We start from the raw sequence: 24816 nt of genomic DNA, 5'->3' as shown, positions 1-24816 counted from the left end.
GTGTGATCGGAGGCGGGAATGATCTACTGGGCACTCAAGTACACGGTCGGCTCGACCGTGAAGTTGGTCTACCGGCCCGAGGTGGTGGGCCGCGAGAACCTGCCGGAGACCGGTCCTGCCCTGTTGGTCGGAAATCACCCCTCCTTCTCGGATTCGGTGTTCCTCTCGGCGGTCATGCGCCGCAAGGTCGTCTACATCGCGAAACTGGAATACTTCACAGGCACCGGGCTCAAGGGCCGGCTGCGGCGAATGGTGATCAGTGGGATGGGAAACATCCCGGTGGACCGCGCCGGCGGGCGCAAGGCCGCCTCGTCGCTCGGGACCGCCCAGGAAGTGCTGGAGCAGGGCGGCCTGATCTGCATGTACCCGGAGGGGACCCGGCCACCGGACAACCGGCTCTACCGGGGCAAGACCGGGGCGGCCCGCCTCGCCCTCGCCACCGGCGTGCCGGTCATCCCGGTCGCCATGCTCAACACCTACGAGATCCAACCGCCGGGAAAGCTGATCCCGAAGGTCATGAAGGCCAGGATGGCCGTCGGTACGCCCATCGACCTGACGCCATATCGGGACCTCCCGGCCAGCGTCGCCTCACGGGCTCTGACCGACGAGATCATGCGACGGCTCCAGGCCCTGTCCGGTCAGGACTACGTGCACATGTACGCGCAGGCCGCCCGGCAGGAGTTCGACCGGGGGGTGCGACCGCCGGCCTGCCCGGAGGGCCCCCCGGCGCCGGGGATCGGCATCACGACGTCGACGGGTGACGCCGGGCTCAACTGACCGGGCCCGATGCCCTGTCCTCGCGGGAGAGGTGACCACCCGCCCAGGTCACGGTGGTCAACCGTGCCCCGAGCAGACGCCGCGCGCGGGCCACCTGACGCGCGCTCGCGTTGACCAGCACCGCCCGCTCCGCGCCGGCAAGGACGGGCAGGTCGGACAGTGAGTCGCTGTACGCCACCCGCCAGGGCGGCGTCACCCCCTGGGCGGCCAGCTCCACGACCTTGGTCGCCCCGTAGTTGTGCACGATCAGCTTCGGCCCGCGAATGTGCGAGGCGACGAGCTCGACCTCGGCGAGGCCGATCGCGTCGAGCACCGCGCGCGCCAGGGTGTGCTCGCAGCCGGTGACCACGACGACCCGGTCGCCCGCGTCGAGGTGGGCACGGATCATCCGCAGACCGGGCCCGATGATCCGCTCGGGCTCGTCGCCGAGGCCCGCGCCGAAACGCCCAAGCTCCGCTCGCAGCTGGTCGGCGCTGCGGCCCAACAACCCGATCCGACTCATCCACCACGCCGCCCGCGGACGGTAGGCGGGAAGGGCGACCATGGGCGCGAGGAGAACAGCGAGGATGACGGCGAGCGGCAGTCGAGCACCCGCGAAGACAATGCGTCGCATGAAAAGCCCGAATGCGTCGCCGCGCAGTAGTACGCCGTCGAAATCGAAGATGACGGTGTCGGCGGAGGGCGCCCTCATCGGTCTATCGGCTCCGGGGCCACAGGTCGTTCGACATGCGCCGAGTGTACTGGAGCGCGTTTACGACAAAGGGCTGGATCGCTTTCCGCTCGCTGAAGCGACAGTTTCCTTCTCCTCCCGCACGGCTGGCGGTCGCGCCGTGCCGCGGGCCGGGGACGGCCGGTTGGGTTGTGGTCGCGCGGCGGGGTGCGGCCTCCCGAGCCGGGGGGCGCGGGCACTACCGCCGGCTCTGCTCACAGTGGCTTCGATCTGCGCGGAGGCATCTGACTACGGTGGCAGCCTGGACGAGTAGGTCCTCACTCGGGACGGGCTGCGGACGCGGCGAAGGGTGCTCGCCAACCGCTGTGGCTGACCCACCATCTCGATGTGCTGTTTGGCGGTATACCTCAGAGGTATGAATATGACTCTGAGGTATACCGCTCACTACCGCATCCGCCCCCACGGAGGTGACGGACGGTCACCGCCGGCCACCGGCCAAAGCCCGAGCGTCCAGCCCTTGTTCGGCGCACAGCGGTCACCCCGGCGTCGCCGTCGCCCACCGCGCCGACCGCCGCCGCCGCCAACGAGGTGGCCATCACCGTGCCGATGCCGAACCCGCAGCCGGCCAGGCCGACCGTCAGCCAGACGTACGCGGTGCCCTGGTCGACCCGGGCGAGCAGGAGCAGCCCGGCGCCCATCACCACCAGGCCGGTGAGCACGATGCCCATTGCGCCGGAAGTACGGTCCAGGCTGTCGGCCAAGGCGCCGGCTACCAGCGGACCGGCCACCATCTGGATGATCCGGAGGCCGGTGCCGAGCGCGTCGAAGCCCCGCACCGCCTGAAGATAGAGCGGCACGACGAAGATCACTCCGGCGAGCGCGAACGCTACCGACGAGGTCGCTCGCCGACGTCGATGCAAGTGCCTATCCCTGCCAGGATGTGGTTGCGGCTGGGAGAGGTCGCAATACTTCGAGTCATGAACGTGCGAGGACAGCTCGGCGATTTCCTCCAGGCCCGACGCTCCCAGCTGAGGCCGGAGGACGTCGGCGTGGTGACGTACGGCGACCGGCGCCGCGTCAGCGGGTTGCGCCGGGAGGAACTGGCCCTCCTGGCGGGCGTCAGCGCTTCGTACTATTCGCGGTTGGAGCAGGGGCAGGCCGTCAACGCCTCACCCGAGGTCCTCGAAGCGCTCGCCCGGGCGCTGCGACTCGACGAAGCGGAACGTCGCCACCTGAGCGAACTCGCGGCCGGGACCCGCCGCCGGCCCGCCGCACGGCGTCCGACGCCGGAGCGGGTGAGCCCGGCGGTACGCCAGCTCGTCGCGACGCTCGGCGACGTACCCGTGGTGGTGCTCGGTCGTCGTGCCGACGTGCTGGCCTGGAACACCGGGGGCCATGCCCTGTTCGCCGGCCACCTGGACAACAAGGTCCCCGCGCGGCCGCACCAGGGCCCGAACATGGCGCGGCTGGTGTTCCTGGACGCGCACACCCGCGACCTGTACGTGGACTGGCCCACCAAGGCCCGCGCGGTGGTGGCGACACTGCGGATGGTCTCCGGACAGCACCCGAACGACCCGTTGCTGGCCGCGCTGGTGGGGGAGCTGACGGTGCGGAGTCCCGAGTTCGGCGCGATGTGGGCTGGCCACCGGGTCAAGGCCGGCGGCGGCAGCGTGTACGAGATGCGCCACCCGCTGGTCGGCACGATGGCCGTGACCCAGCAGGCCCTGCGGACCGAGGACGGTCAGACGGTCGTCGTCGCCACCACCGAACCCGGCTCGGCGTCGCACGCCGCGATGACGTTGCTCGTGCACGGCGCTGTCACCTCCCGCGCCGGCACTCGGCAGCAGCCGGCCATGCGCGAATAGCGCCCTTTCCCACCGGCTCGAAACGAGGTGCTCCGCAAGGAGCGCCGGACCCATCGCGCCCGCATCAGCCGAATCAACACGGCTTTCAGAAAGGAACAGAAATGCGTAAGAGAATGATGACCCTCGCAATGGCTCTCGCGGCGGCCGGGGTCGGCGTCGTGACGGTCCCACCGTCGAGCGTCGCCCAGGCGGGGACCGCACGGGCAACCGCCGTCGGAGTGGCCGGGCCGTCGACCGCGCCGCTGCCCTCGCGGATCGCGGTCCACTTCGACCTGGCGAACGGGCAGCTGCCGGAGAACATCGCGGTGGGCCCGGACGGCACGGCGTACGTCACCTTCGCGGCTGCCCGACAGGTCTCCGCCGTCAGCCCGTCCGGCGCGACGCGGATTCTGGCGACCCTGCCGGCACCGGCCGACGGCGGCGTGCACACGCCGGTGCTCACGTTCGCGTTGACCACCGGCATCGTCCGGATGACCGACGGCACCCTCTACTTCCTCTACGCCAGCGGCGACGCCGCCAGCACCGGCCTGTACCGGTTGCGCCCCGGCCGGACCCCACACCGCATTGCCGCCCTGCCGGCTGCCGGACTGCCCAACGGCCTGGCGTTCGACGCGGAAGCGAGCAGGTTCTACCTCACCGACTCGGTGCTCGGCACGATCTCGACAGTCCCCCTGGAGGGCGGCCGCGCCGAGGTCTGGTCCTCGGCGCCCGAACTCGCCTCGACGGGTTTCCTCGGTGCCAACGGCATCAAGGTACGCCCCGACGCGATCTGGGCGACCAACCTCGACCAGGGAACGTTGCTGCGCATCCCGCTGCGGCACAGCCGTCCCGGACCCGTCCGGGTGGTGGCGACCGGCCTCGTCGGCATCGACGACTTCGCCTTCGTGGGCGCCGGCGACCACCAGGTCGTCGCCGCACTCAACGGGCCGAACACGATGGTGAGCATCGACGCCGCCGGCCGTTCGCGAACGCTGATGAGCGGTGCCGACGGGTTGCAGAACCCGACCTCGGTGGCCGTGCGTGGCCGCACGCTCTACGTGCTCAGTGCCGCGTACACCACAGGTGTCGACCCGAACCTGGCGCTGGTCACCCTGCCCCCGTGCTGACCCGTCACCTCTGCTGACCAGCCGGGTGCCCGCCGCCGTCACGCGACGGTGGCGGGCGCTCGGCGTCGGCGATCGAGGTGGGTGGTGGCGGACCTCGGCTTCGCCGTCATCGGGTCGGGTTGGTGGTGGCGGGGCGCCATGCCAGCCAGCCACGGCAGAGCACGTAGGCGGTCGCGACGACGGCGACCAGCGCGAGGTCGATGATGGCCGACAGGCGTGCCTCGGGAACGTCTCCGACCGTCACGCCGAACACCACGAGTGCGGTCTTGCCGGCGAGCACGATCTCCCAGACGCCAGCCGACTGCCGTGGCCTGATCGCGAGCAGGGCGAAGATCCCGGCGAAGATGGCGAAGCTGGAGACTCGCCAGCCTTCGATGAACAGGCGGTCGTCGGGAGCGTTGATGGTCAGCAGGACGCCGTTGACGAACGCCCCGACGGTGGCGAGGGCGGCGACGGCCGCCAGCCCACGACCGATGCGGTCGGCGAGCGGGGCGGGGGCTGTGGTGTCGGTGCGGAAGGCGGTCGCGGTGGTCATGAGATCCCCATCTCCGTGAAACGGATTTGAACTTACACCCGTTAACTTACGCGCTCGGCTAACGGTTGTAAAGTTATGGGACCACCCTGCCGGTACGTCACCGGCCGTGGCACGGTTGACCCGTCACCCGGCAGGCCGCCCGCGCGGCGAGACCCGTGCGTAGGTCGGGACGGACGTCGGCCATACGCTGGCACCCGGAAGAAGGGCGTGGCGCTCCGCACTCGTCAGGCGGCGTGGCCCGCTCCGTTGCGACTCAGGGCTGGGTAGTGCATGCGCGTCATTCCGGGTAGGACTCCGAAGTACATGGTCATCCGCGACGATCTGATCAGGCGGATCAGCAGCGGCGAGTTCGCTCCCGGGGACGCCCTGCCCGGCCAGCGACACCTGAGCGAGAGGTACGGCGTCAGCCTCATGACGCTGCGGCAGGCCCTGGACGAGCTCTGTGACCGGGGCGTGGTGGAGCAGCTTCCCGGCAAGGGCACCTACGTCCGGGCGATGCCGGTCCCGTACTCGATGGGCAATCTGCGTAGCCTCGCCGACGACCTGCGCGCGCACGGCATCGAGGTGCTGACCCGGGTGCTCGGCCACGAGATCGTCGCGGTGCCCGACGACATCGCCGCCCGTTTGGGGATTCCCGCGGGCGGCGAGGTGCTCAAGCTGGAGCGGATCCGGGTCGTTCGAGGCGCTCCGCTGATCCATCAGCTGTCCTACCTTCCGCAGCCCTTCGGTGGCCTGCTCAAGGACGTCGACTTCGAGAAGAACGAGCTGTACGCCGTACTCGCCGAGCGGGCGGGCGCGGTGGCCGTGCAGGCCGAGGAGACGATCTCGCCGGTGCTCATGCCCGAGCGCATCGGCGACCTGCTCGGACTGCCCGCCGGCGAACCGGCGATGCGGAGCGAGCGGATCACCCGCGACGCCGACCGGCGCGCGCTGGTTGTCGACGTCGCCGTCCTCGCGGGGAGCAGCGTCGTGATCAGGAATGTTCGCGAGGTCAGCGGCCATCAGGTCAGCTACGCGGTCGGCGACGGCACCGGGCGGTCCGGGGCCGGCAGCCCCCGACAGGGCTGACGGGGAAGGGTGGCGGTGCCACCACGCGCCCGCCACAACCGTTCTAGAACTATTTCGCCACAGATCTAGAACGCTGGTCGGCTGTTCTGCTATACAGAACTCGTCGTTCTAGAACTGTGAGGGGATGTGTCGTGGATCAGCTCCTACGCTCCGCCCGCCCAGCCGCCCAGGTCGACCCCCGCCGGCCCTCGGGGCTCGGCAGGTTCGGTGACTACGGCGGACGCTTCGTTCCGGAGTCGCTCGTTCCGGCCTGTGTCGAGGTCGAGCGAGCCTTCACCCAGGCCTGGGCGGACCCGCTGTTCCGGGGCGAGCTGAACCAGTTGCTCTCGGTCTACGTCGGTCGGCCGACGCCGCTGACGCCCGCGGCGCGACTCTCCGCGGAGCTGGGCGTCACCCTGTTGCTCAAGCGGGAGGATCTCACCCACACCGGCTCCCACAAGATCAACAATGTGCTGGGCCAGGCGCTGCTGGCCCGGCGGATGGGCAAACGGCGACTGATCGCCGAGACCGGCGCGGGCCAGCACGGCGTGGCCACCGCCACCGCCGGGGCCCTGCTCGGCATGCCGACCACTGTCCTGATGGGCGCGAAGGACATCGAACGGCAGCAGCTCAACGTCTTCCGGATGAAGATGCTGGGCGCCGAGGTGGTGCCGGTGACCTCCGGCAGCCGCACCCTCAAGGACGCCTGCAGCGAGGCGCTGCGGCACTGGGTCACCTCCGTCGACGACACCTACTACTGCCTCGGCTCGGTGATGGGCCCACACCCGTACCCCTGGATGGTCCGCCAGTTCCAGCGGGTGATCGGTGACGAGGCCCGCGCACAGTGCGCGGCCGACCTCGTCACCGGCACCCCCGACTACGTCGTGGCCTGCGTCGGCGGCGGGTCCAACGCGGCCGGCACGTTCGCCGGCTTCATCGACACGCCGGCCCGGCTGGTCGGTGTCGAGGCGGCCGGTGGCGCCGCGATCAGCGCCGGCACTCCCGGCGTGTTGCACGGCTTCCGCTCCCTGGTGCTCCAGGACCAGCACGGGCAGATCAGCGAGGCCCACTCGATCGCCGCCGGTCTGGACTACCCCGGCGTGGGGCCGGAACACGCGTACCTGGCCGAGTCGGGCCGCGCCACCTACGTGACAGTGGACGACGCCGAGGTGCTTGCCGCCACCCACCGACTGGCCCGCACGGAGGGCATCCTCTGCGCGCTGGAATCGTCCCACGCGGTCGCCTGGGTGATCCGTGCCGCCGGCGACGGCACGATCCCCCCGGGTTCGACGGTGCTGCTCACGCTCTCCGGTCGGGGCGACAAGGACATGGCGACCCTGATGGAGCTGTCGTGAACGCCCTGGAGATCCGCACCCGCGCCGCCAGGGCGGCCGGCCGCAAGCTGCTCGTGCCGTACGTGACCGGCGGTGTCACCGGGAACTGGACCGACCTGTTGCGGGCCGCCGTCGACGCGGGCGCCGACGCCATCGAGATTGGCCTCCCGTTCTCCGACCCCATCCTGGACGGACCGGTCGTGCAGGAGTCGTCGCACCGCGCTCTGCTCCGGGGCGTCACCACCCGGCGGATCCTCGACGAGGTCACCCGGCTCGCACTGCCGGTGCCGTTTATCGCGTTCAGCTACGCCAACCTGGTCCTGCACGACGGAGCCGACCGGTTCTGCGCCGCGCTCGCCGATTCCGGGGTGGACGGTCTGATCGTGCCGGACCTGCCGGTCGACGAGATGGAGCCGGTCTCCACCGCGGCGGCGGCCCGCATGCTCGACCTCGTGTTGCTCGCATCCCCGGCGACCGCGCCGCAGCGCCGCATCGAGATCGCCACGCGCAGCCGGGGCTTCGTCTACGCGGTCAGTGTCATGGCGACCACCGGCGAGCAGTCGACCTTGGGCGAGGCCGGCGAGCAGTTGGTGACGTCGCTGCGGCAGGCCACGGATCTGCCAGTGGTTCTCGGCTTCGGGATCTCCGGCCCGGAGCAGGCGGCCGAGGCCGGTGGGTACGCCGACGGCGTCGTGGTGGGCTCGGCGCTCATGCGTCGCGTGCTCGACGGGGCCTCGGCGGTGGAACTCGGTGACTTCCTGACCCAGCTCCGGACGGCGCTGGACACGCCGCGCCCGGTCCTGCTGCCGTCGGGGTGACCGCTCAGGCGGTGTGCTCGCCGCCGTACATCTGATGTATGGGTCGCTGGAGCGGCATCCGCCGGCATCTTCCCGGCACCCGGCTCCGCCGGACCGCGCCGGCCCACCGCCGGCTTCCCGGCGATGATCCTTGGCCGGAGGGCCTCGTGGTGCGGATTGTACCCGTCAATCGATCGTTGCCTATTGCGTGGCTCCGGAGTAACCTTCGCGAAACACATCAGATGTCTGGCTGACTCGGATCCGGCACTGACCTGCTCCACAAGGTCCTGGTCGGCCCGAGAAGCGGACCCATCTCGGTTACCACAGTTGTCACGCATCGGGGTGGCCGGATCGGTCACCGTTTGGAGGATCGATGTCAGACCTGACCCGCCGCCAAGCCCTCAAGATCGGCGCAGCCGGTGCGGGAGGTGCCCTCCTACCTCTGCCCTGGACGGCCGTGGCCAACGCGGACTCGGTGGCGCCGCCGCAGGTGCTGGCCGCCGGTGACCTCGCGCTCTGGTACGACGAGTCCGCCGGCACCGACTGGCTCAGGGCGTTGCCGATCGGCAACGGCCGGCTCGGCGCCATGGTCTTCGGCAATGTCGACTCGGAACGACTCCAGCTCAATGAGGACACCGTCTGGGCCGGTGGGCCCCACGACCCCAGCAACACCCGAGGCGCGGCGGCGCTGGCGGAGATCCGGCGGCTGGTCAACGCGAACCAGTGGACCCAGGCCCAGGATCTGATCAACCAGACCATGATGGGCAACCCCGGCGGCCAACTGGCCTACCAGACCGTCGGCAACCTCCGACTCGCCTTCGGCTCCGCCAGCGGAGCCTCTCAGTACAACCGGACGCTGGACCTCACCACCGCCACCGCCACGACGACGTACGTGCTCAACGGCGTCCGTCACCAGCGGGAGGTGTTCGCCAGCGCACCGGACCAGGTCATCGCGATGCGGCTGACCGCCGATCGGACCGGCTCGATCAGCTTCACCGCCACCTTCGACAGCCCGCAGCGCACGACGGTGTCCAGCCCGGACGGCACCACGATCGGCCTCGACGGCGTCTCCGGGAACATGGAGGGCGTCAACGGCCAGGTCCGCTTCCTCGCGCTGGCCAACGCGACAGTCACCGGCGGCAGTGTGTCCAGCTCCGGCGGCACCCTGCGGGTGACAAACGCCAACAGCGTGACCCTGTTGATCTCCATCGGCTCCAGCTACGTCAACTACCGCAACGTCGGCGGCGACTACCAGGGCATCGCCCGCCAGCGCCTCACCGCCGCGCGGGCCAGCAGCTACGACCAGCTGCGCAGCCGGCACGTGGCCGACTACCAGGCGCTGTTCGGGCGGGTGACTCTCGACCTGGGCCGCACCTCCGCCGCCGACCAGACGACGGATGTCCGGATCGCCCAGCACAACAGCGTCAACGACCCGCAGTTCTCGGCACTGCTGTTCCAGTTCGGCCGGTACCTGCTGATCTCGTCCTCGCGGCCCGGCACCCAGCCAGCGAACCTCCAGGGCATCTGGAACGACTCGCTGACCCCATCCTGGGACTCGAAATACACAATCAACGCCAACCTGCCGATGAACTACTGGCCGGCCAACACCACCAACCTGGCCGAGTGCCACAACCCGGTCTTCGACATGGTCAGAGACCTCGCCGTCGCCGGAGCGCGGACCGCCCAGGTGCAGTACGGCTCCGCCAGTGGCTGGGTCACCCACCACAACACCGACGCGTGGCGGGCCACCGCGGTGGTGGACGGCGCGTTCTGGGGCATGTGGCAGACCGGCGGCGCCTGGCTGTCCACGTTGATCTGGGACCACTACCAGTTCAACGGCGACATCGAGTTCCTGCGGACGAACTACCCGGCCATGAAGGGCGCGGCGCAGTTCTTCCTCAACACCCTGGTGACCGAACCGACCCTCGGGTACCTGGTGACCAACCCGTCGAACTCGCCGGAGCTCAGCCACCACGCGAACGCCAGCGTCTGCGCCGGCCCCACGATGGACAACCAGATCCTGCGGGACCTGTTCGACGCCTGCGCCCGCGCGAGCGAGATCCTCGACGTGGACAGCACCTTCCGGGCCCAGGTTCGCGCCACCCGGGACCGGCTCCCACCCATGAAGGTCGGCTCGCGCGGCAACATCATGGAGTGGCTCTACGACTGGGTGGAGACCGAGCCCAACCACCGGCACATCTCGCACCTCTACGGTCTGGCCCCCAGCAACCAGATCACCAAGCGCGGCACCCCCCAGCTGTTCGAGGCGGCCCGGCGGACCCTGGCGCTGCGCGGTGACGACGGCACGGGCTGGTCGCTGGCCTGGAAAATCAACTTCTGGGCTCGGATGGAGGAGGGCAAGCGGGCCCACGACCTGATCCGTTACCTCGCCACCACCGCACGGCTCGCGCCCAACATGTTCGACCTGCACCCGCCGTTCCAGATCGACGGCAACTTCGGCGCCACCGCCGGCATCGCCGAGATGCTGTTGCAGAGCCACGCCGGTGAACTGCACATCCTGCCCGCACTGCCGCCGGCCTGGGCGAGCGGGCGGGTGGCCGGCCTGCGGGGTCGAGGCGGGCACACGGTCAGCATCACGTGGAGCAACGGGCTGGCCAGCGAGGCGCTGCTCCGTCCGGATCGCGCCGGCACCGTCCGCCTGCGCGGCCGGCTCGTCACCGGCACCGTCACGATGGTCGACACCGCCGACGGTACGGCCGCGCGGACCACCCGGATCGAGACCGACCTCATCGAGGCCACCGTCCAGGCCGGACGCACCTACCGGGTCACCAGCGCGGGGGGCACCACCAGCCCCACGCTGGAGCAGAGCTTCAGCAACGTCGGCATCACCAGTGACAGCAACACAGGCGTCGGCAACTTCGACGGTGGCGGGGCCTCACTCTCCGCGCAGGCCCTGGCGCAGGCCGGCGCCAGCCCGGGCGGCACGGTGAGCCGCAACGGGGTCAACTTCCGCTGGCCCAACGTCAGCTCCGGGGCCGCCGACAACGCCATCGCCTCGGGCCAGACCATCAGCGTGACCGGCACCGGCAGCACGCTCGGCTTCCTCCTGACCGGCACCTACGGCGCCCCGTCGGGCACCGGCACCGTGGTCTACGCCGACGGCACCCGCCAGACGTTCACGCTGAGCACACCCGACTGGTACGGCGGGCCGAGCTCGGCGGGCACCGCCGCCATCGTGTCCGCGTACCAGAACCGGCCCAACAACCAGCGGCAGAACACCGCCGCCTGCATCTACTACGTGGGTGTCACGTTGCAGAGCAAGGCGGTCGCCCAGGTCGTGCTGCCCAACATCAGCGCCCAGGCGGCGACCAACGTGTCGACAATGCACATCTTCGCCATCGCCATCGGGGGCTGACCGCTTCGGTCCCCGCACCGGTGAACGCGTCCGGGCCCGTCCCCGAGTGGGGACGGGCCCGGACGTCGTCGGGCGTCAGCGAATGCGCTCACCTCGGCTCTCGATCCGGAAGTAGTCGAACGAGACGTCGAGGTTGGTGGAGGTGCCGGCCCGGTTGAAGGCCAGCAGCCCGGCCTTCGTCGGCTCGGCGTCCAACGTCGTGGAGCCGATGAAGCGGTAGACCTTCCCGTCGCGTGAGTAGTAGGCGCGGTAGGTGTCTCCGATCTTGGCGAGTCGCAGCCGGACGGCGCCGTCGGCCCCGACGATCCGCTGGGCGTCCGCGCCGGTGATCTCCACAGTCGACGTCGCGCCGTTCTGCTCGCGGAGCAGGACGATCCGCACCTTGTTGACGGCCGCTGTCGCGCTGCCCATCTCCCAGGCGAGCTTGACGTAGTTGTCGTCGTCGGCGTACCCGATGACGCCGCCCTGTTCGTTGTTGTTCGCCAGCGGGCGGGAGAAGACGATAGTGGATTCCGCTGTCCAGTCACCGTCGACGTCCTGGAGGGCCAGGTTCTTCGCGGTGTTGGTGGCGCCCTGCAGGTCACCCTGCTGCGCGGTGATGACAAGCGAGCCGTCGGCCAGACGCCACCGGCTCTCGTCCGGTCGTACCCACTGCCACTGGGGGCCGAGTGGGGTCGCGCCGAACTCGTCGCTGCCGGTGCTCGTGGTGTTCAGGTCCACCGTGTAGACCGACGTCGCAGCGCCGTTCGTGACGGTGACCCGAGCCTGCCCGGTGGCGCTGCCCGCCTGCTCGACCGCGACGGTGGCGGCGGGATCGGCGGCATCGGCGGTGACCGTCGGCACGGCAGTGGTGCCGGCCGGCACGAGGGCGTTGTAGTGCCGCACCGTCGGTGCGAAGGAGGTCAGCGGCTCGCCGTCGACGCGCAGGCGCGTCAGCGTCGTGTCGGGCACCAGGTTGAAGACGTAGTTCTTCACCAGCGGGCCGAAGAAGCCCTCCGTCGTGACCTTGACGATCGCCTGCCCGGGAACGCTCGCCGCCTGGGACACGATCTGGTAGCGCGCCTTCCGGTCGGTCGTCCGCACCTTCGTGATGGTGGGGGAGCCGCCGGCCGGCACCGGAATGGTGTACGACGGGTCGGACAGGTTGAAGCCGCCGAACTCCGTACCGTTGACGACGATCCTCGCCGAGAGGGGAGCGTCGTCGACCGGGATGTCCCGCCCGCTGAACTCCTTCCAGTACCGCACCGACGTGTCCCGCCAGTCGGCGGCGTCCGTCTCGTGGACGGCCAGCTTGGCGCGTACCTCCGCGAACCGCCGCGCGTCGATGTCGGCCCCGAGCGTCTCCCAGGTCTCCCGCATCCAGGTCACGTACTGGACGCCCATCTGGTAGCGGTAGACCAGCTCATCCCAGAACGTTCGGCCGCTGTCCATCCGATGGCCCCCACGGCACGTGGTGGAACCACATCTGCAGGTTCTCCGGAACCGAGTCGATGTCCCCGTACCGCCGCTGGAGCCGGGGGAAGTACTGGGCGGCCAGGTTGCTGCCGGTCGGGGAGCGGTCGAAGCCGAGGCCGACGCTGTCGGCCTGGTTGTAGTAGACCGGGCTCCAGTCGTCGCGGCCCGCCCAGTCGGCCGGGTCGGGGCGGTAGTGGGCGCCCTCGGCGAACTGGTGGCCGATGCCCAGCGGCGTCTGGTAGCTCACCAGCGCCTCCCACGACCCCATCATCATCTTTCGGATGGTGTCGACGACACGACTGTCGTTGCTCCAGGTCATCCGGACCCAGTCCGTCGCGATGTCCGACGAGTCGAGCGTCCAGTCCCACGCCTGCCGGCCGAAGGCGAAGAGGTTCGCCTGGGACAAGTGGTGCCCGGTCAGGTTGTCGGCGTTGCCGAGATTGGCGACACCGACGATCGCGGTGTCCCGATGGTGCTGGGCGGTCCCGTCGACGATGTCGCCGACCAGGCGCTCGCGCAGCAGCCTGCCGTGCTCGTCGGTCGCGTACGTGTCGGTCTTGAGGATCTCCTCGTACATCGGGCCGAGGTAGGTCAGCATCCAGTTCTGACCCGTGTACTCCTGCGTGACCTGGAGCTCCAGGGCCTGGTTGGTGTTCTCCATCCGGCCGAACATCGGATGGACGGGCTCCCGGGCCTGGAAGTCCAGCGGCCCGTTCTTGGTCTGCAGGAACACGTTGTCGGCGAAGCGTCCGCTGGTGCCGTCCGGTTGGACCTCGTCGTCGATCGGCCCGAACTCCAGGTAGGCCCGCTTGAGCCGGTCGTTGTCGACCTCGGCGTTGTAGACGAACGTCCGCCAGTGGACGGTCATGCCGAGTGGCGCGACCGCCGCGCCGATGCCGTTGGCGCCGTCGCCGTGGTCGTACCCGAAGTCCTGTGGCCCGGGCTGGCCCTCCGAGTTGGCCTTCACCGTGAAGCCCATGAAGTCCGGGATGGCGGCCTGGATCTGCTGTGCCCGGCGGTGCCACCAGCCCCGGAAGTCGGCGCCGTACGGGTCGAGTTGGCTGTTGGTAAGCGTGTCCGGTGCGAATCGCCCCGGCGGTGTCGGCGACACACGCGGACACCGCCGCCAGGGTGGCCGCCACCAGCACGTCGGGGTCCTGTACCTGCCAGCCGGGCAGCGGTTGGAGCAGCGGGTACGCCCGCGTCCGCACGTGTCGGGCGGAGCCGTCCACCGCGAACGCGCCAGCCCGTACGGCGGTGGTGCCCACGTCGACCCCGAGGATGACACGACGCTCCGGCCCCATGCGCACATGGTCGAGCGGTGTTCGGCGGGCGGGCAAGCGGTTGCGCGCAGTTGTCGCGGCGGGTCCCCGTCCCAGCACGGACCACGAAAGAGTGTCAGGCGCTCTCTTGCGCAGCTAGGTCTGTAATGCAAAGCTAACTCCATGACAGACGAGCCTGTTCCTCAGACGGGCAGCCCTCACGAGCTGCTGGCGGTCGTACGTGACCTGACGCGCCGGGTCCGGGTCGCCCAGCGCGGCACCTGGTTCCCGCTGCTGGTCTTCGCGACGATCACCCTGGTCGCGATCCCCGTCTACCGGTACGCCCCCTACCTCGACGTCTTCGGCACCTGCCGATCCAGCCCGCAGCACACGGTCTGCCAGGCGCCCAACCCGGTGGAGCTCGGGTACTGGACAAGCGCGCTGCTGCTCGCCTACGCGGCGATCGCGGCCTTCTACATCAGGCAGTCCCGACAGCGCGGCCTGGGCACCCCCATCCGCCCCTACGTCGTCGTCGGCGTCGCGTTGGCCGTGCTGATGACAGCCGTGTCGATCTGGTTGACGTTCCACCCGCTCCTTCCCCAGCCCGCCGACCCCTTCTCCACCGATCCGGCGCAGATCGAGGTCGGGCCGGCCGCGTGGCTCGTCAACGGGCTGGCCAGTCCCCTGGCGACGATCGGGCTGGCGCTGCTGGTGCTCGCCTGGGTCGAACGCCACTGGGCGCTGCTGGCGTACACCCTTGTCTACCTGGCGATCGGCATGGCGCAGGGCAACCAGGTAATTCACTCGTCGTCGCCGTGGTTCTTCCTGCCGCACCTGCTCGTCCCGGCGGCGATGCTGCTCCTGGGCGCCGCCGCCTTCGCCCTGTTCCGGCCGACCCCCGCGGTTCGCGCATGATGACCGATCACCCCGCCAACGGCCTCGACGACGTCGTCCACCAGCGCGTCCGGCTCGGCATCATGGCCATCGCGCACCAGGGCCGCCAGGTCGAGTTCGGCTTCCTCCGTACCACCCTGCAGCTGACCGCCGGTAACCTCGGGCAGCACCTGACGGTCCTTGAGAAGGCCGAGCTGATCCACATCGAGAAGGGCTACGAGGGCAAGCGCCCGCGCACCTGGATCACCCTCACCGCCGCCGGTCACGCCGCCCTGCGCGACGAGATCGCCCACCTCAAGCGACTCATCCAGGAGGTCGAACAAGCGGAAACACCGCCGACCGCCGACCGGTGACCGGCGGGCAGCCGACGCGCGCGGACCGACCCTGCGCCATACCGGATCCGGTCCGCCCACGGCTCAGTGGGGTTCATTCCCACGGGCGATGCCTGTCCAATGAACGAGATTCATGATCCGCTAGACGGAGTCCAGGGCCGATGGTTGTGGAGGCAGACGAAGGAAGACGGAGCGCTTCACCCGCCCGGCACCGATGTCAGACGTTGAACGTGCCGCCCTTGATGCCCCGGACGAAGCCGGCCCACTGACCCGCGCCGAACGACAGCACCGGTCCCTGCCGGTCCTTGGAGTCTCTGACCATGACGACCGGGAGCGGTGTGGCAACCTCGACGCAGTTGCCCTCGTTGCTGCGGGTGCTCGTCTTCCAGTTGAGCGTGGTCATGTTAATTCCTCCGCGATCGATGCCAGGAGTTTGCGAGACTGCGCTTCGGTCAGCGCCAGGTTCTCCATGATGTCCCACGCCTCCCCGTACGTTGCGACCTCGGCGGGCTTATCGAGGTAGAGCGCACCTGTGAGGCTGTCGGAGTAGATGATCGACGGCTCGGCTCCCCCCTCGAATTCGAGGACCGTGAAGGTGCCGCTGGTCATGTTGCCCCGGTGCAGACCCCCGGCTAACGGAATTACTCGCAGCGAGACGTTCGGCTGTCTGCTGACCTTGATCAGGTGTTGCAGTTGCTCTGCGTCCAACCCTCGACGCAAGACAGGCTCCTCAAGCAGAACGCCGAACTGCGGAGCGGGTGGTGCCGAGCGCGTCAGCAGCGTCTGACGACCGAGACGCACGGCTAGCCGTCGCTCGATCTCTGCCCGGGTAATGTCTGGACGGGCTATCTGCAAGACGCGGGCGGCGTACGTCTCGGTCTGGAGGAGGCCGGGAACAAGCTGTGCTTCGTACGTCCGGAGTCGAGCTGCTGCGGCCTCCAGTCCCACGTACAGCTCGAACCACTCGGGGACGGCATCGCCGTAGGAGTGCCACCAGCCTCGACCCTTCGTCTCCTTCGCGAGGCCCATCAGAGCCTCCGTCAATTCTGGTGACGCTCTGTAGATTTTGCACATCGCTTCTACGTCGAGCGATCTCATCGAAGTAGCGCCAGTCTCGATGCGCCAAATCTTCGGTGTCGACCACTCAAGCGCGTCGGCTGCTGCCTTGACCGTCACGCGGGCTTCCTCGCGAAGCTGCCGCAGGTACCGCCCTAGCTGTCGCCTTGGGACCGTAGAGCCAGTGTCTGTCGTCACTGCCGCCTTCTTTCCGTGACTACATACCGGGCGCCGCTTGCACTCGGTATGTAACGCCTGCCGGTCACGCATCGCAATGAAATCTATCAAGATGAAATCTACTCTTACGTTTCATCCAAAATGTAATATTGCATATCCACGTTGACCGGTAAACCATTGCGCTGGGTGTGGTGGTCGGGTGGCTGTTGGTGGCCGCGCTGCCGCGAACCTCTACGAGGGAGTGCAGATGAGCCGGCACGTGCCTTACGGCGAATACCTGGCGGCGGCAGCGATGACCCTGGCTCGCAGGCACAAGCCGGTGTGGTCGTGGGTGAAGTGGCGGAACGTCTGCAAGTGCGGGAACGAGCTGCCGTGTCGGGCCCGACACAAGATCCCGATCAACCGGGGCCACTGGCCAGGTGAGGGCCGATGACCACACACGGCCCGGTCCTGCCGCTCTGGCTGTGCGAGGGATGCGAACGGCCCTGGCCCTGTGCCGCTCGCCGAATGGAGTTGCTGGATGAGTACGAGACGTCGCCGGCCGCGCTGGCCGGCTACCTGGGGTCGCACCTCACCGCAGCGACGCACGACATGTCCTGGGCACCAGATGCTGCGTTGTACCGACGGTTCCTCGGATGGCTGGCATGAGGCCTGGAGACGTCGTGCTGATCGGGGCGGCCTGCTCGGTGCAGTTCTCGGGGGACCGGGCGCTGATGCTGCGTCTGGTGTCGATCGGCGAGACCGACCCGTACAACGACTGGATCTGGCTTACCGGGTACGTGCTCGACACGAAGGGGCTGGCTACGGCCAAGCGCGAGCTCTACGTCCTGAGGGCTGGGTTGCGCACCCAACGGCGAACCGCGCCGGAGCGTGTGCAACCGAGGCAGTCCAGCTCGCGCGTGACGGCCTGGTCGAGTCTTCAGTTGGGCGAGCCAGCACATCCCTGAGCGCCGATCAGGAGCGCCCGAGGGTGCTCAGACCAGGAAGTTCTCCCGCATCTTCGCGCCCAGGTTGATCCCACCCACCACCCGGGGGCCGGCCGGGTCGTGCACGTCGAAGGTGTTGTTGCGGCGCATCAGCTCCCGAACCGACGGTGGCAGCCGGGGAGGGTCGTCCATGGCGGCGAGAACCTGTCCGGCGGTCGTGATCAGTCGATCGGCCAGCGCGGCGGCATCGGTGTCCACCCGCACCCGGCCGTACTCCCAGCCCGCGGTGGTGAGGTCGAGCACCTCGAACATGCGGGTCAGGAGCGGAGTCGGGTCGGTCACCCGGTCGAGCCGGGGAGCCCGGCTGCCGAGCACCGCGACGGCGGCGGCCACCTGGGCGTACGGGTAGAAGCCGGACGGCAACGCGAACAGCGGCCACCGCAGCGCGGGCCCGGCCTCCCGCCACAGCGGACGGTAGTTGCGGCGGTGCACAAGCAGCCGCCGGCCCGTCCGCCGGTGGATCTCCTGTGCCTGGGACTGCAGGTCCACGTGCGCCTCGTCGGCGACCTGACCCACGATCCGGGCCGCCACCACCAGGCCGTCGTCGCTGTCCAGGGTGGTGGTGAGCGCCTCGACCTGCTCGGTGAACCGGATCTGCGCGTGGACGCCGTAGCGGTGCTGCACATCGTGGAGCAGCGCCTGCTGTCGTCCCGGATCGAGCTGGACCCGCCTACCGCCCAGCAACCGCCGGAGCCAACGCATGTCGCCTCGTTTCAGCAGAGCCGTCGTCGGACGGCGGCAATGCTAGTGCGTCGGCCCCACCCCATGTGTCGACGGGTGCCCTCGCCGGCGCGGCCGGCGATCATCGGCGACGCGGCGTGATCAAGCCCGACTCGTACGCCCACACGACGAGCTGGGCGCGGTCACGGCAGTGCAGCTTCGTCATCGCCCGATTGACATGTGTCTTGGCGGTCAACGGACTGATCACCATGCGCAGGGCGATCTCGTCGTTGCTCAGCCCGTTGCCGACCAACTCGACGATCTCCCGCTCGCGCGCGGTGAGCACACCGCGTCCGGCCGCCGGTTCGGATGGCGGCGGACCGGACACGAACTCGCTGATGAGCGTCCGCGTGACGGCCGGCGCGAGCAGCGCGTCGCCGCGCGCCACGACCGCGACGGCCTGCAACAGGTCCGCGGGGTCCGCGTCCTTCAGCAGGAAACCACTGGCACCCGCGCGCAGCGCGGCGAACACGTAGGAGTCGAGCCCGTAGTTCGTGACAATGAGGACGCGGACCGCGGCGAGGTCCGGATCGGCGGCGATGCGGCGGGTGGCTTCGATGCCGTCCAGCCCCGGCATCTGCACGTCCATGAGCACCACGTCCGGGCGCAGGCGTCGCGACAGGTGGACGGCGGCGGCACCGTCGCCGGCCTCGCCGACGACCTCCAGATCGTCCTCCGCGTCGAGCAGGGCCCGGAAACCGGCCCGCATCAGCGCCTGATCGTCGGCGAGCAGAACCCGGATCATGACGGCTCCTCCCTCCGGTCGGCACCGCCACGATCCGTCGCGGACTGAGCTGGCTGGACCTCGCGCGGGGCGCTCGGCCGTGACGGCTCCTCCCTCCGGTCGGCACCGCCACGATCCGTGGCGGACTGAGCTGGCTGGACCTCGCGCGGGGCGCTCGGCCGTGACGGCTCCTCCCTCCGGTCGGCACCGCCACGATCCGTCGCGGACCGGGCTGTTCGGACGCCGGGGCCGTCCAGCGGGAAGGTGGCCCGGACCGTGAATCCGCTGTCGCTGCCGGCGGCGGCACGCAGTGTGCCGCCCAGCCCGGTCACCCGCTCCCGCATGCCGCGCAGGCCCACGCCGGGTGTCATCGGGTGGGCCGGTGTGGCCAGGCCGTCGTCGGCGACCGAGACGGTGAGCTGCGTCGGGGCGTACTCGACGTGGATGTGCGCGGTGGCGGGGCCGGCGTGGCGGGCGACGTTTGTCAGCGCCTCCTGGACGACGCGATACCCGGCCTTGTCGACCTCGGCGGGCAGGTCCCCGGCCTCACCGGTGACGGTGACGTGCACCGGTACGCCGGCGGCGCGGGTCCGCTCGGCGAGCTCGTCCACCCGGGCCAGCCCGAGGCGGTCCTCGTCGGCGGGCGCGCGCAGGAAGTCGAGTGTGGTGCGCAGCTCCCGCATCGCGGCGCTGCTGGCCTCCTGGATCGCCAGCAGCGTGGCCGACGGCTCCTCGCCGTGCTTGCGGGCGAGGTGCACCGCGATCCCGGCCTGCACCTTGATCACGGAGATGCTGTGGGTCAGCGAGTCGTGCAGGTCGCGGGCGATGCGCAGGCGCTCTTCCCCGGCACGACGCAACGCCATCTCCTCGCGGGTGCGTTCGGCCTCGACCGCCCGCTGCTCGACCTGTTCCAGGTACGCCCGGCGCTGCCGCGCGACGAGCCCCGCCACGTTGGCCGCCACGAACCAGCCCAGCAGCAAAGGCGTTCGCTCGACGACCAGCTGGCCGGCCGGCGCCATCGAGATGTCCCGGGCCAGGAACCCACCGAGGAAGGCGAGACTGGCGAGCGCGGCGGCCACCCGCTGCCCCCGCCAGGCGGCGACGTAGACGGCGGCGAGCACCGGAAACGCGGCGGACACCCCCGGATGCACCCGGAGGTGCAGGGCCAGCATGGCGGCGGTCACCACGCCCAGCGCCGCCGCCGGGTACCGCCGGCACACCGCCAGGGCGACCGACATGGCCAGGACGAGGGCGACGTCGACAGCGCCAACCGCTGCGGCGTCCGGCGCGAGCGCGGCGTTGCCGAGCAGGAGGCCGCCGAGGGCGAGGCCACTGAGGGCGTACGGCAGGTCTCGACGCATTGTCGAAGGGTAGAACGGGCCGTTCGCACTGAGCATCCACCACCCGCGGTAGGAGGGCGTACCACGGACGCGGTAGTGGCAGCCGGCCGAGTGCCTGCGACGGCACGACGTTTTCCCGGCGCGTCGAGGCCAGCATCGAGACCATGACATACCGCTTCTCCACCCCAGTGAAAGCCGCGGCCGCGACCGGCCTGACCGCGGCGGTCTACCGGCAGATGTCGGACGACTTCCTCGGGCCACTGCCCACCTTCCAGGTGCTCGCGGCGGTGCCGGAGGTGCTTGCCGCGACCTGGGCGCTGATGCGCGAGGCCCTGCTCGCCGGGAACGCCTCCCGGGTCGACCGGGAACTCGTCGCGGCGGCGGTGTCCCGGGCCAACCGCTGCCAGTTCTGCGTCGACGCCCATGCGACGCTGCTGCACGCCCTGGGCGCGCCGAAGCTCGCCGAGGTCGTCGTCCGGGACGGGACACCAACCGAAACGCGGCAGGCGGAACTCGTCGCCTGGGCGCGGGCGAGCCGGAGCCCCGGGGCCACCGGCTGGACCAGCCCGTACCGCCCCGAGGTCACCGGCACCCTGCTCGCCTTCCACTTCATCAACCGGGTCGTGTCCGCCCTGCTCGATCCCGATCTGCTCCCCGGCGGCCTGCAACGGTCCCCCCTGGTGCGGTCGGTCGGTGGCTGGTTCTCCGCCCGCGCGGCCCGGGAACCGAAGGAAGCCGGCCGGAGCCTCGCGCTCCTGGGCGCCGGGACGACGGCGGCACCCGCCTGGGCGGAAGACAGCCCGGTGGGCGTCGCCTACGCGGCCCTGACCGACGCCGCCGCCCGGGGCGGCGACCTGCTCGGCGACGTGGCCCGACAGACCGTCACGGCCACCGTGCTGTGGGAGGACGGGCGGTTCCCGGCCAGGCCGGCGGACTGGGCCGTCGACCTGGTCCGGGACGTGCCGGGCAGGGACCGCGTCGGAACGCGGATCGCCCTGCTGGCGGCGTTCGCGCCGAGCGCGATAAGCGTCGGCGACGTCGGTCTCTGGCGGCTCTCCCATCCCGCCGACGCCGACCTCGTACGGCTTGTCGCCTACGGGGCGATCACGGCCACCGATTACGTCGCCCGGGCATTGGCCTCGGCGCACCTCTAGGAGATCGCCGTGCGTAAGGCATTCGTCGTCATCAGCGCCCTGTTGCTCGTCGCGTTCGTCCTGCAGTTCGTCTTCGCCGCCGTCGGCGGGTTCACGAAACCGGCTGCCGACGGCGCGTACACCCTGCACAGCGTCAACGGGATGGTGGTCATCCCAGTGCTCACACTGCTCACCGCGCTGTTCGCGGCGCTGGCGAGGGCGCCGGGCCGGCTCGTCGCACTGGCGCTCCTGCCGATCGGCCTCGTCGTCGTGCAGGCGCTCCTCGCCATGTTCGCCAGCGCGTCCACTGACGCCGCGGGCGTCAGCACCCCGCTCGGCCTGACCATCGGTGGACTGCACGCCGTCAACGGGATCATCGCGGTACACGTCGTGGTCGGCGTTCTCCAGGCGGCGCGAAAGCTGGCGGCGCCGATCGACGCCGCTCCCGTGCCGGCCCGCGCGGGGGAGCCGGCATGACCACCGGCTCGCTGCTCGCTGTCGATCTCGTGCTCGCGGTCCTCACTGCCGCCGGTTGGCTGGGCGGCGGCGCGGCGGCGGCCGTCCGACGCCGGCCGCTCGCCCTGGCGCTGGGGGCCGTCGCCCTGCTCGCCACCCTCGCCCGCGCGATCACGATCACCGCGCTCGCTCGCGCGGGCTGGTGGTTCGCGGCGGAGAAGCTCCTCGTCGCCGCCCCGCTGTCGCTCGCGGCGGTGGCAGTGGCCGGGCCGCGCTTGCTTCCGGTCCCGGGCGACATCCGGTCCGTGGCGGTCCGGCTTCTCTTCGCCGGGTACGCCACGAGCAGTGCCCTGTTCGTGACGGTCCTGCACGGCTATCCGGCGTCGGCGGGCGCGGGACTGCTCGCGGTCGCCGCAACCGTCGCGGCGACGGCCGTGTCGTGGCGGGCTCTCGGCGCGCGTCCGTCCCGGGCGACCTCCCGGGTGGCCCTCGTGGTGGCGGTCGGGGCGTTGGTGACCGGGACCGGGCTGACCGTCGTCCCGGCCGCCGCGCCCGCCGTACCCCACGATCATGGGTATCGGGACGCGCGGACCACCGACGAACCGACCCGGCGGTTCACCCTGACGGCCGGGACCGCCACGGTGCGCGTGAGTGGCCGCGACGTCGCGGCCTGGGCGTTCAACGCGCAGGTACCCGGGCCGGAGTTGACCGCCACCGTCGGCGACGTGGTGGAGGTTACGCTGCGCAACCGGGACATCGGGCGAGGCGTCACGCTGCACTGGCACGGGTACGACGTGCCGAACAGTCAGGACGGGGTGCCGGGAGTGACGCAGGCCGCGGTGCTGCCCGGCCAGGAGTTCGTCTACCGGTTCCGCGCGCACCAGGCCGGGACGTACTGGTACCACACGCATTCGGTCTCCGATGTCGGTGTGCGGATGGGCCTCTACGGAGTCCTGGTGGTCCGCCCGGGGCCGACGGTCGGCCTCGACGTCACGGTGCCGGTGCACACGCTGGCGGGCCGGGCGTTGCCCGCACCGAGAACCGAGCGCGTCGAGGCGGGCGACCCCGTGCGGCTGCGGCTGATCAACACCGACAGCACGACGCACCGCTACGCCCTGGCCGGGACCGCGTTCCGGGTCGCCGCGATCGATGGTGCCGACCTGCGAGGCCCGACGTCGCTCGTGGACACCGCCGTGCTGATCCCCGCCGGGGGTCGCTACGACCTGGTGTTCACCGCACCAGCCACGCCGGTGGCGTTGTTCGTCGACGGACGGGTGGTCTACTCGACCGGACCGGTGTCGACGCCGGCGGGCGACTGGCCGGTGCTGGATCCGCTCCGCTACGGCGCTGCCTCCGCGGTGCCGTGGTCCCGGTTCGACAGGCACTTCACAATGGTTCTCGATCGCGGCCTCGACCTGCACGACCTGCTCCCGCGCTACGCGCACACCGTCAACGGCGCGGCCGACCCGGACATCCCGCCGCAGGTCGTGCGCCTCCATGACGCCGTCAGGTTCACGATCGTCAACCGGTCACCGGTCGTGCACCCGTGGCATCTGCACGGCCACCACGTCCTGGTGCTGTCGCGCGACGGGAGACCGGCGACCGGGAGTCCGTTGTGGCTGGACTCGTTCGACGTCCGACCGGGGGAGGTGTGGGAGGTGGCGTTCCGGGCCGACAACCCGGGAGTGTGGGCCAACCACTGCCACAATCTGGCGCACGCCGACGCCGGCATGACGCTGCACCTGATGTACGCGTGACCCGCCGACGAGCGCCGGAGATCGAAACCCGTGAGTTCGAGGTTGAGGGTATGGGAGCGCTCCCGTAACATACCTGTCGCGGCCTGTTAACGCTCACAACGCGACAACGCCAGCGACCACCACCAATGCATGGCCGCCGTCCCCCTCAGGAAGGTGCTCTATGACCAGATCCAGATACACCAATGTCGGTCTGGCGTCGGCCGGCGTCGCCCTACTCGTCTCGACGACTGTCGTCGCGGCGCTGCCGGCCGGTGCCGCGGCGGCGGGCTGTTCGGTCAACTATGCCGTGCCGTCGCAGTGGCAGGGCGGATTCAGCGCCAACGTGTCGATCACCAACCTGGGTGATCCACTGACTGGTTGGACGTTGACGTGGTCCTATGCCGCCGGGCAGACGGTCACCCAGGCGTGGAGCACCTCGTTGACGCAGAGTGGCTCCGCGGTCACCGCGGCGAACGTGAGCTACAACGGTTCGGTCGCTACCAACGGCACCGTGTCGTTCGGGTTCAACGGATCCTGGACGGGCAGCAACCCCGCGCCGACGAGCTTCGCGCTGAACGGGGTGGCGTGTACCGGTAACCCGGTGACGCCGCCCCCGACGACGACGCCGCCCCCGACCACGCCACCGCCGACCACGCCACCGCCGACCACGCCACCGCCGACCACCCCACCGCCGACCACGCCGCCGCCGAACGGCTGCGACCTACCGTCGTCGTACCGGTGGTCGTCGACGGGTCAGCTGGCTACCCCGAAGTCCGGGTGGGTGTCGCTCAAGGACTTCACAGTGGCCCCCTACAACGGCCAGCAGTTGGTCTACGCCACCACGCACGACACCGGGACCAGGTGGGGTTCGATGAACTTCGGCCTGTTCACGAACTACTCGCAGATGGCCTCGGCGAGCCAGAACGGGATGAACAACGCGACCGTCGCGCCGTCGTTGTTCTACTTCGCGCCGAAGAACATCTGGGTGCTCACCTATCAGTGGGGTGGGCCGGCGTTCTCGTACCGGACCTCGACTGA

Annotated in this window: 25 protein-coding genes and 1 pseudogene; 15 read left to right on the top strand and 11 right to left on the bottom strand. The window is 70.1% G+C overall.

All coding sequences use genetic code 11. The features are described 5' to 3' along the window. The first annotated feature begins 18 nt into the window (after window positions 1–18). Window positions 19–777 (top strand): lysophospholipid acyltransferase family protein, encoded by a 759-nt coding sequence (locus ABZU25_RS06375; protein ID WP_355028277.1) that lies wholly within the window; start codon window positions 19–21, stop codon window positions 775–777. Here the strand turns inward: ABZU25_RS06375 and ABZU25_RS06370 are convergent. Both ABZU25_RS06370 and ABZU25_RS06365 read right to left on the bottom strand, forming a co-directional pair. Further along, the gene (locus tag ABZU25_RS06370; RefSeq protein WP_355028276.1) at window positions 770–1468 is read right to left on the bottom strand and encodes a haloacid dehalogenase-like hydrolase; all 699 of its coding nucleotides are present in this window, start codon (window positions 1466–1468) and stop codon (window positions 770–772) included. The two genes, ABZU25_RS06375 and ABZU25_RS06370, sit on opposite strands and share 8 nt — an antisense overlap. 386 nt (window positions 1469–1854) lie before the next feature. After that, window positions 1855–2367 carry a hypothetical protein gene (locus ABZU25_RS06365; protein WP_355028275.1) on the bottom strand — a complete coding sequence of 171 codons (513 nt, stop codon included), beginning with the start codon at window positions 2365–2367 and terminating at the stop codon, window positions 1855–1857. Window positions 2368–2424: 57 nt separating this feature from the next. On the opposite strand from ABZU25_RS06365, the gene ABZU25_RS06360 reads away from it, so the two are divergent. Next, a complete protein-coding gene (locus ABZU25_RS06360) occupies window positions 2425–3312 on the top strand; it encodes a helix-turn-helix transcriptional regulator (RefSeq protein WP_355028274.1) in 888 nt (295 codons plus the stop codon). A gap of 101 nt (window positions 3313–3413) precedes the next feature. Beyond that, on the top strand, window positions 3414–4418 hold the full coding sequence (locus ABZU25_RS06355) for a hypothetical protein (protein WP_355028273.1): 1005 nt from the start codon (window positions 3414–3416) through the stop codon (window positions 4416–4418). A gap of 106 nt (window positions 4419–4524) precedes the next feature. On the opposite strand, the gene ABZU25_RS06350 is transcribed toward ABZU25_RS06355, so the two are convergent. After that, on the bottom strand, window positions 4525–4953 hold the full coding sequence (locus ABZU25_RS06350) for a hypothetical protein (RefSeq protein ID WP_355028272.1): 429 nt from the start codon (window positions 4951–4953) through the stop codon (window positions 4525–4527). Window positions 4954–5223: 270 nt separating this feature from the next. On the opposite strand from ABZU25_RS06350, the gene ABZU25_RS06345 reads away from it, so the two are divergent. The 4 genes from ABZU25_RS06345 to ABZU25_RS06330 all read left to right on the top strand — a co-directional run bounded on the left by ABZU25_RS06345 (window position 5224) and on the right by ABZU25_RS06330 (window position 11507). Further along, window positions 5224–6021, top strand: a complete 798-nt coding sequence (locus ABZU25_RS06345; protein WP_355028271.1) for a GntR family transcriptional regulator — start codon at window positions 5224–5226, stop codon at window positions 6019–6021. 131 nt (window positions 6022–6152) lie between these two features. Next, window positions 6153–7355, top strand: a complete 1203-nt coding sequence (trpB, locus tag ABZU25_RS06340) for a tryptophan synthase subunit beta (protein ID WP_355028270.1) — start codon at window positions 6153–6155, stop codon at window positions 7353–7355. Then, window positions 7352–8152, top strand: coding sequence for a tryptophan synthase subunit alpha (trpA, locus tag ABZU25_RS06335; protein ID WP_355028269.1), 801 nt, complete (start codon window positions 7352–7354; stop codon window positions 8150–8152). Before trpB ends, trpA begins: the two co-directional genes overlap by 4 nt. Window positions 8153–8504: 352 nt before the next feature. Then, window positions 8505–11507, top strand: coding sequence for a glycoside hydrolase family 95 protein (locus ABZU25_RS06330; RefSeq protein ID WP_355028268.1), 3003 nt, complete (start codon window positions 8505–8507; stop codon window positions 11505–11507). 75 nt (window positions 11508–11582) lie between these two features. Here the strand turns inward: ABZU25_RS06330 and ABZU25_RS06325 are convergent, their stop codons facing one another. From ABZU25_RS06325 to ABZU25_RS06315, 3 genes and pseudogenes are all read right to left on the bottom strand, one after another. After that, the gene (locus ABZU25_RS06325; protein WP_355028267.1) at window positions 11583–12938 is read right to left on the bottom strand and encodes a DUF1349 domain-containing protein; all 1356 of its coding nucleotides are present in this window, start codon (window positions 12936–12938) and stop codon (window positions 11583–11585) included. Then, a complete protein-coding gene (locus ABZU25_RS06320) occupies window positions 12910–14073 on the bottom strand; it encodes a hypothetical protein (protein WP_355028266.1) in 1164 nt (387 codons plus the stop codon). Before ABZU25_RS06320 ends, ABZU25_RS06325 begins: the two co-directional genes overlap by 29 nt. A gap of 55 nt (window positions 14074–14128) precedes the next feature. Continuing rightward, window positions 14129–14266, bottom strand: a pseudogene (locus ABZU25_RS06315) (hypothetical protein); the annotation flags it as partial. 141 nt (window positions 14267–14407) lie between these two features. Between ABZU25_RS06315 and ABZU25_RS06310 the strand changes: the two are divergent. Together ABZU25_RS06310 and ABZU25_RS06305 are read left to right on the top strand one after the other, a co-directional pair. Beyond that, window positions 14408–15139 carry a hypothetical protein gene (locus ABZU25_RS06310; RefSeq protein WP_355028265.1) on the top strand — a complete coding sequence of 244 codons (732 nt, stop codon included), beginning with the start codon at window positions 14408–14410 and terminating at the stop codon, window positions 15137–15139. Next, complete coding sequence (locus ABZU25_RS06305; protein WP_355028461.1) at window positions 15139–15471, top strand: transcriptional regulator; 333 nt, start codon at window positions 15139–15141, stop codon at window positions 15469–15471. The genes ABZU25_RS06310 and ABZU25_RS06305 overlap by 1 nt, the downstream gene beginning before the upstream one ends. A gap of 196 nt (window positions 15472–15667) precedes the next feature. Here ABZU25_RS06305 and ABZU25_RS06300 read toward each other — a convergent pair whose 3' ends face one another. Both ABZU25_RS06300 and ABZU25_RS06295 read right to left on the bottom strand, forming a co-directional pair. After that, window positions 15668–15853 (bottom strand): DUF397 domain-containing protein, encoded by a 186-nt coding sequence (locus ABZU25_RS06300; RefSeq protein WP_355028264.1) that lies wholly within the window; start codon window positions 15851–15853, stop codon window positions 15668–15670. Continuing rightward, complete coding sequence (locus tag ABZU25_RS06295) at window positions 15850–16704, bottom strand: helix-turn-helix transcriptional regulator (protein ID WP_355028263.1); 855 nt, start codon at window positions 16702–16704, stop codon at window positions 15850–15852. Before ABZU25_RS06295 ends, ABZU25_RS06300 begins: the two co-directional genes overlap by 4 nt. Window positions 16705–17190: 486 nt before the next feature. On the opposite strand from ABZU25_RS06295, the gene ABZU25_RS06290 reads away from it, so the two are divergent. After that, a complete protein-coding gene (locus ABZU25_RS06290; protein WP_355028262.1) occupies window positions 17191–17331 on the top strand; it encodes a hypothetical protein in 141 nt (46 codons plus the stop codon). Continuing rightward, on the top strand, window positions 17328–17630 hold the full coding sequence (locus ABZU25_RS06285; protein WP_355028261.1) for a hypothetical protein: 303 nt from the start codon (window positions 17328–17330) through the stop codon (window positions 17628–17630). Before ABZU25_RS06290 ends, ABZU25_RS06285 begins: the two co-directional genes overlap by 4 nt. Before the next feature lie 27 nt (window positions 17631–17657). On the opposite strand, the gene ABZU25_RS06280 is transcribed toward ABZU25_RS06285, so the two are convergent. The 3 genes from ABZU25_RS06280 to ABZU25_RS06270 form a co-directional block, all read right to left on the bottom strand. Further along, window positions 17658–18371: a hypothetical protein gene (locus ABZU25_RS06280; RefSeq protein WP_355028260.1), complete on the bottom strand. Its 714-nt coding sequence runs from the start codon at window positions 18369–18371 to the stop codon at window positions 17658–17660. Between the two features lie 100 nt (window positions 18372–18471). Continuing rightward, complete coding sequence (locus ABZU25_RS06275; RefSeq protein WP_355028259.1) at window positions 18472–19134, bottom strand: response regulator transcription factor; 663 nt, start codon at window positions 19132–19134, stop codon at window positions 18472–18474. Further along, window positions 19131–20474 carry a histidine kinase gene (locus ABZU25_RS06270; protein WP_355028258.1) on the bottom strand — a complete coding sequence of 448 codons (1344 nt, stop codon included), beginning with the start codon at window positions 20472–20474 and terminating at the stop codon, window positions 19131–19133. The genes ABZU25_RS06275 and ABZU25_RS06270 overlap by 4 nt, the downstream gene beginning before the upstream one ends. 143 nt (window positions 20475–20617) lie before the next feature. On the opposite strand from ABZU25_RS06270, the gene ABZU25_RS06265 reads away from it, so the two are divergent. From ABZU25_RS06265 to ABZU25_RS06250, 4 genes are all read left to right on the top strand, one after another. Then, a complete protein-coding gene (locus ABZU25_RS06265) occupies window positions 20618–21607 on the top strand; it encodes a carboxymuconolactone decarboxylase family protein (RefSeq protein WP_355028257.1) in 990 nt (329 codons plus the stop codon). Window positions 21608–21616: 9 nt separating this feature from the next. Continuing rightward, the gene (locus tag ABZU25_RS06260) at window positions 21617–22063 is read left to right on the top strand and encodes a DUF6220 domain-containing protein (protein ID WP_355028256.1); all 447 of its coding nucleotides are present in this window, start codon (window positions 21617–21619) and stop codon (window positions 22061–22063) included. Then, a complete protein-coding gene (locus tag ABZU25_RS06255; protein ID WP_355028255.1) occupies window positions 22060–23799 on the top strand; it encodes a multicopper oxidase family protein in 1740 nt (579 codons plus the stop codon). Before ABZU25_RS06260 ends, ABZU25_RS06255 begins: the two co-directional genes overlap by 4 nt. 160 nt (window positions 23800–23959) lie before the next feature. Continuing rightward, window positions 23960–24816, top strand: an 857-nt coding sequence (locus ABZU25_RS06250; RefSeq protein WP_355028254.1) for a non-reducing end alpha-L-arabinofuranosidase family hydrolase, incomplete at its 3' end; no start/stop codon positions are given.

Origin of the sequence: Micromonospora sp. NPDC005215 (genome assembly GCF_040607915.1) — a bacterium.
Taxonomy (GTDB): domain Bacteria; phylum Actinomycetota; class Actinomycetes; order Mycobacteriales; family Micromonosporaceae; genus Micromonospora.
The sequence above is the reverse complement of the archived record's forward strand: the minus strand, read 5'-3'. Positions and strand labels throughout refer to the sequence as shown.

Excerpts from the sequence above, each read along its gene's own strand:
- ABZU25_RS06285 (WP_355028261.1), top strand. The coding sequence starts at position 17,328 with ATGAGGCCTGGAGACGTCGTGCTGATCGGGGCGGCCTGCTCGGTGCAG.
- ABZU25_RS06375 (WP_355028277.1), top strand. The coding sequence starts at position 19 with ATGATCTACTGGGCACTCAAGTACACGGTCGGCTCGACCGTGAAGTTG.
- ABZU25_RS06355 (WP_355028273.1), top strand. The coding sequence starts at position 3,414 with ATGCGTAAGAGAATGATGACCCTCGCAATGGCTCTCGCGGCGGCCGGG.
- ABZU25_RS06370 (WP_355028276.1), bottom strand. The coding sequence starts at position 1,468 with ATGAGGGCGCCCTCCGCCGACACCGTCATCTTCGATTTCGACGGCGTA.
- ABZU25_RS06345 (WP_355028271.1), top strand. The coding sequence starts at position 5,224 with ATGCGCGTCATTCCGGGTAGGACTCCGAAGTACATGGTCATCCGCGAC.
- ABZU25_RS06305 (WP_355028461.1), top strand. The coding sequence starts at position 15,139 with ATGACCGATCACCCCGCCAACGGCCTCGACGACGTCGTCCACCAGCGC.
- ABZU25_RS06290 (WP_355028262.1), top strand. The coding sequence starts at position 17,191 with ATGGAGTTGCTGGATGAGTACGAGACGTCGCCGGCCGCGCTGGCCGGC.
- ABZU25_RS06310 (WP_355028265.1), top strand. The coding sequence starts at position 14,408 with ATGACAGACGAGCCTGTTCCTCAGACGGGCAGCCCTCACGAGCTGCTG.
- ABZU25_RS06275 (WP_355028259.1), bottom strand. The coding sequence starts at position 19,134 with ATGATCCGGGTTCTGCTCGCCGACGATCAGGCGCTGATGCGGGCCGGT.
- ABZU25_RS06280 (WP_355028260.1), bottom strand. The coding sequence starts at position 18,371 with ATGCGTTGGCTCCGGCGGTTGCTGGGCGGTAGGCGGGTCCAGCTCGAT.
- ABZU25_RS06325 (WP_355028267.1), bottom strand. The coding sequence starts at position 12,938 with ATGGACAGCGGCCGAACGTTCTGGGATGAGCTGGTCTACCGCTACCAG.
- ABZU25_RS06270 (WP_355028258.1), bottom strand. The coding sequence starts at position 20,474 with ATGCGTCGAGACCTGCCGTACGCCCTCAGTGGCCTCGCCCTCGGCGGC.
- ABZU25_RS06265 (WP_355028257.1), top strand. The coding sequence starts at position 20,618 with ATGACATACCGCTTCTCCACCCCAGTGAAAGCCGCGGCCGCGACCGGC.
- ABZU25_RS06255 (WP_355028255.1), top strand. The coding sequence starts at position 22,060 with ATGACCACCGGCTCGCTGCTCGCTGTCGATCTCGTGCTCGCGGTCCTC.
- ABZU25_RS06330 (WP_355028268.1), top strand. The coding sequence starts at position 8,505 with ATGTCAGACCTGACCCGCCGCCAAGCCCTCAAGATCGGCGCAGCCGGT.
- ABZU25_RS06350 (WP_355028272.1), bottom strand. The coding sequence starts at position 4,953 with ATGACCACCGCGACCGCCTTCCGCACCGACACCACAGCCCCCGCCCCG.
- ABZU25_RS06360 (WP_355028274.1), top strand. The coding sequence starts at position 2,425 with ATGAACGTGCGAGGACAGCTCGGCGATTTCCTCCAGGCCCGACGCTCC.
- ABZU25_RS06300 (WP_355028264.1), bottom strand. The coding sequence starts at position 15,853 with ATGACCACGCTCAACTGGAAGACGAGCACCCGCAGCAACGAGGGCAAC.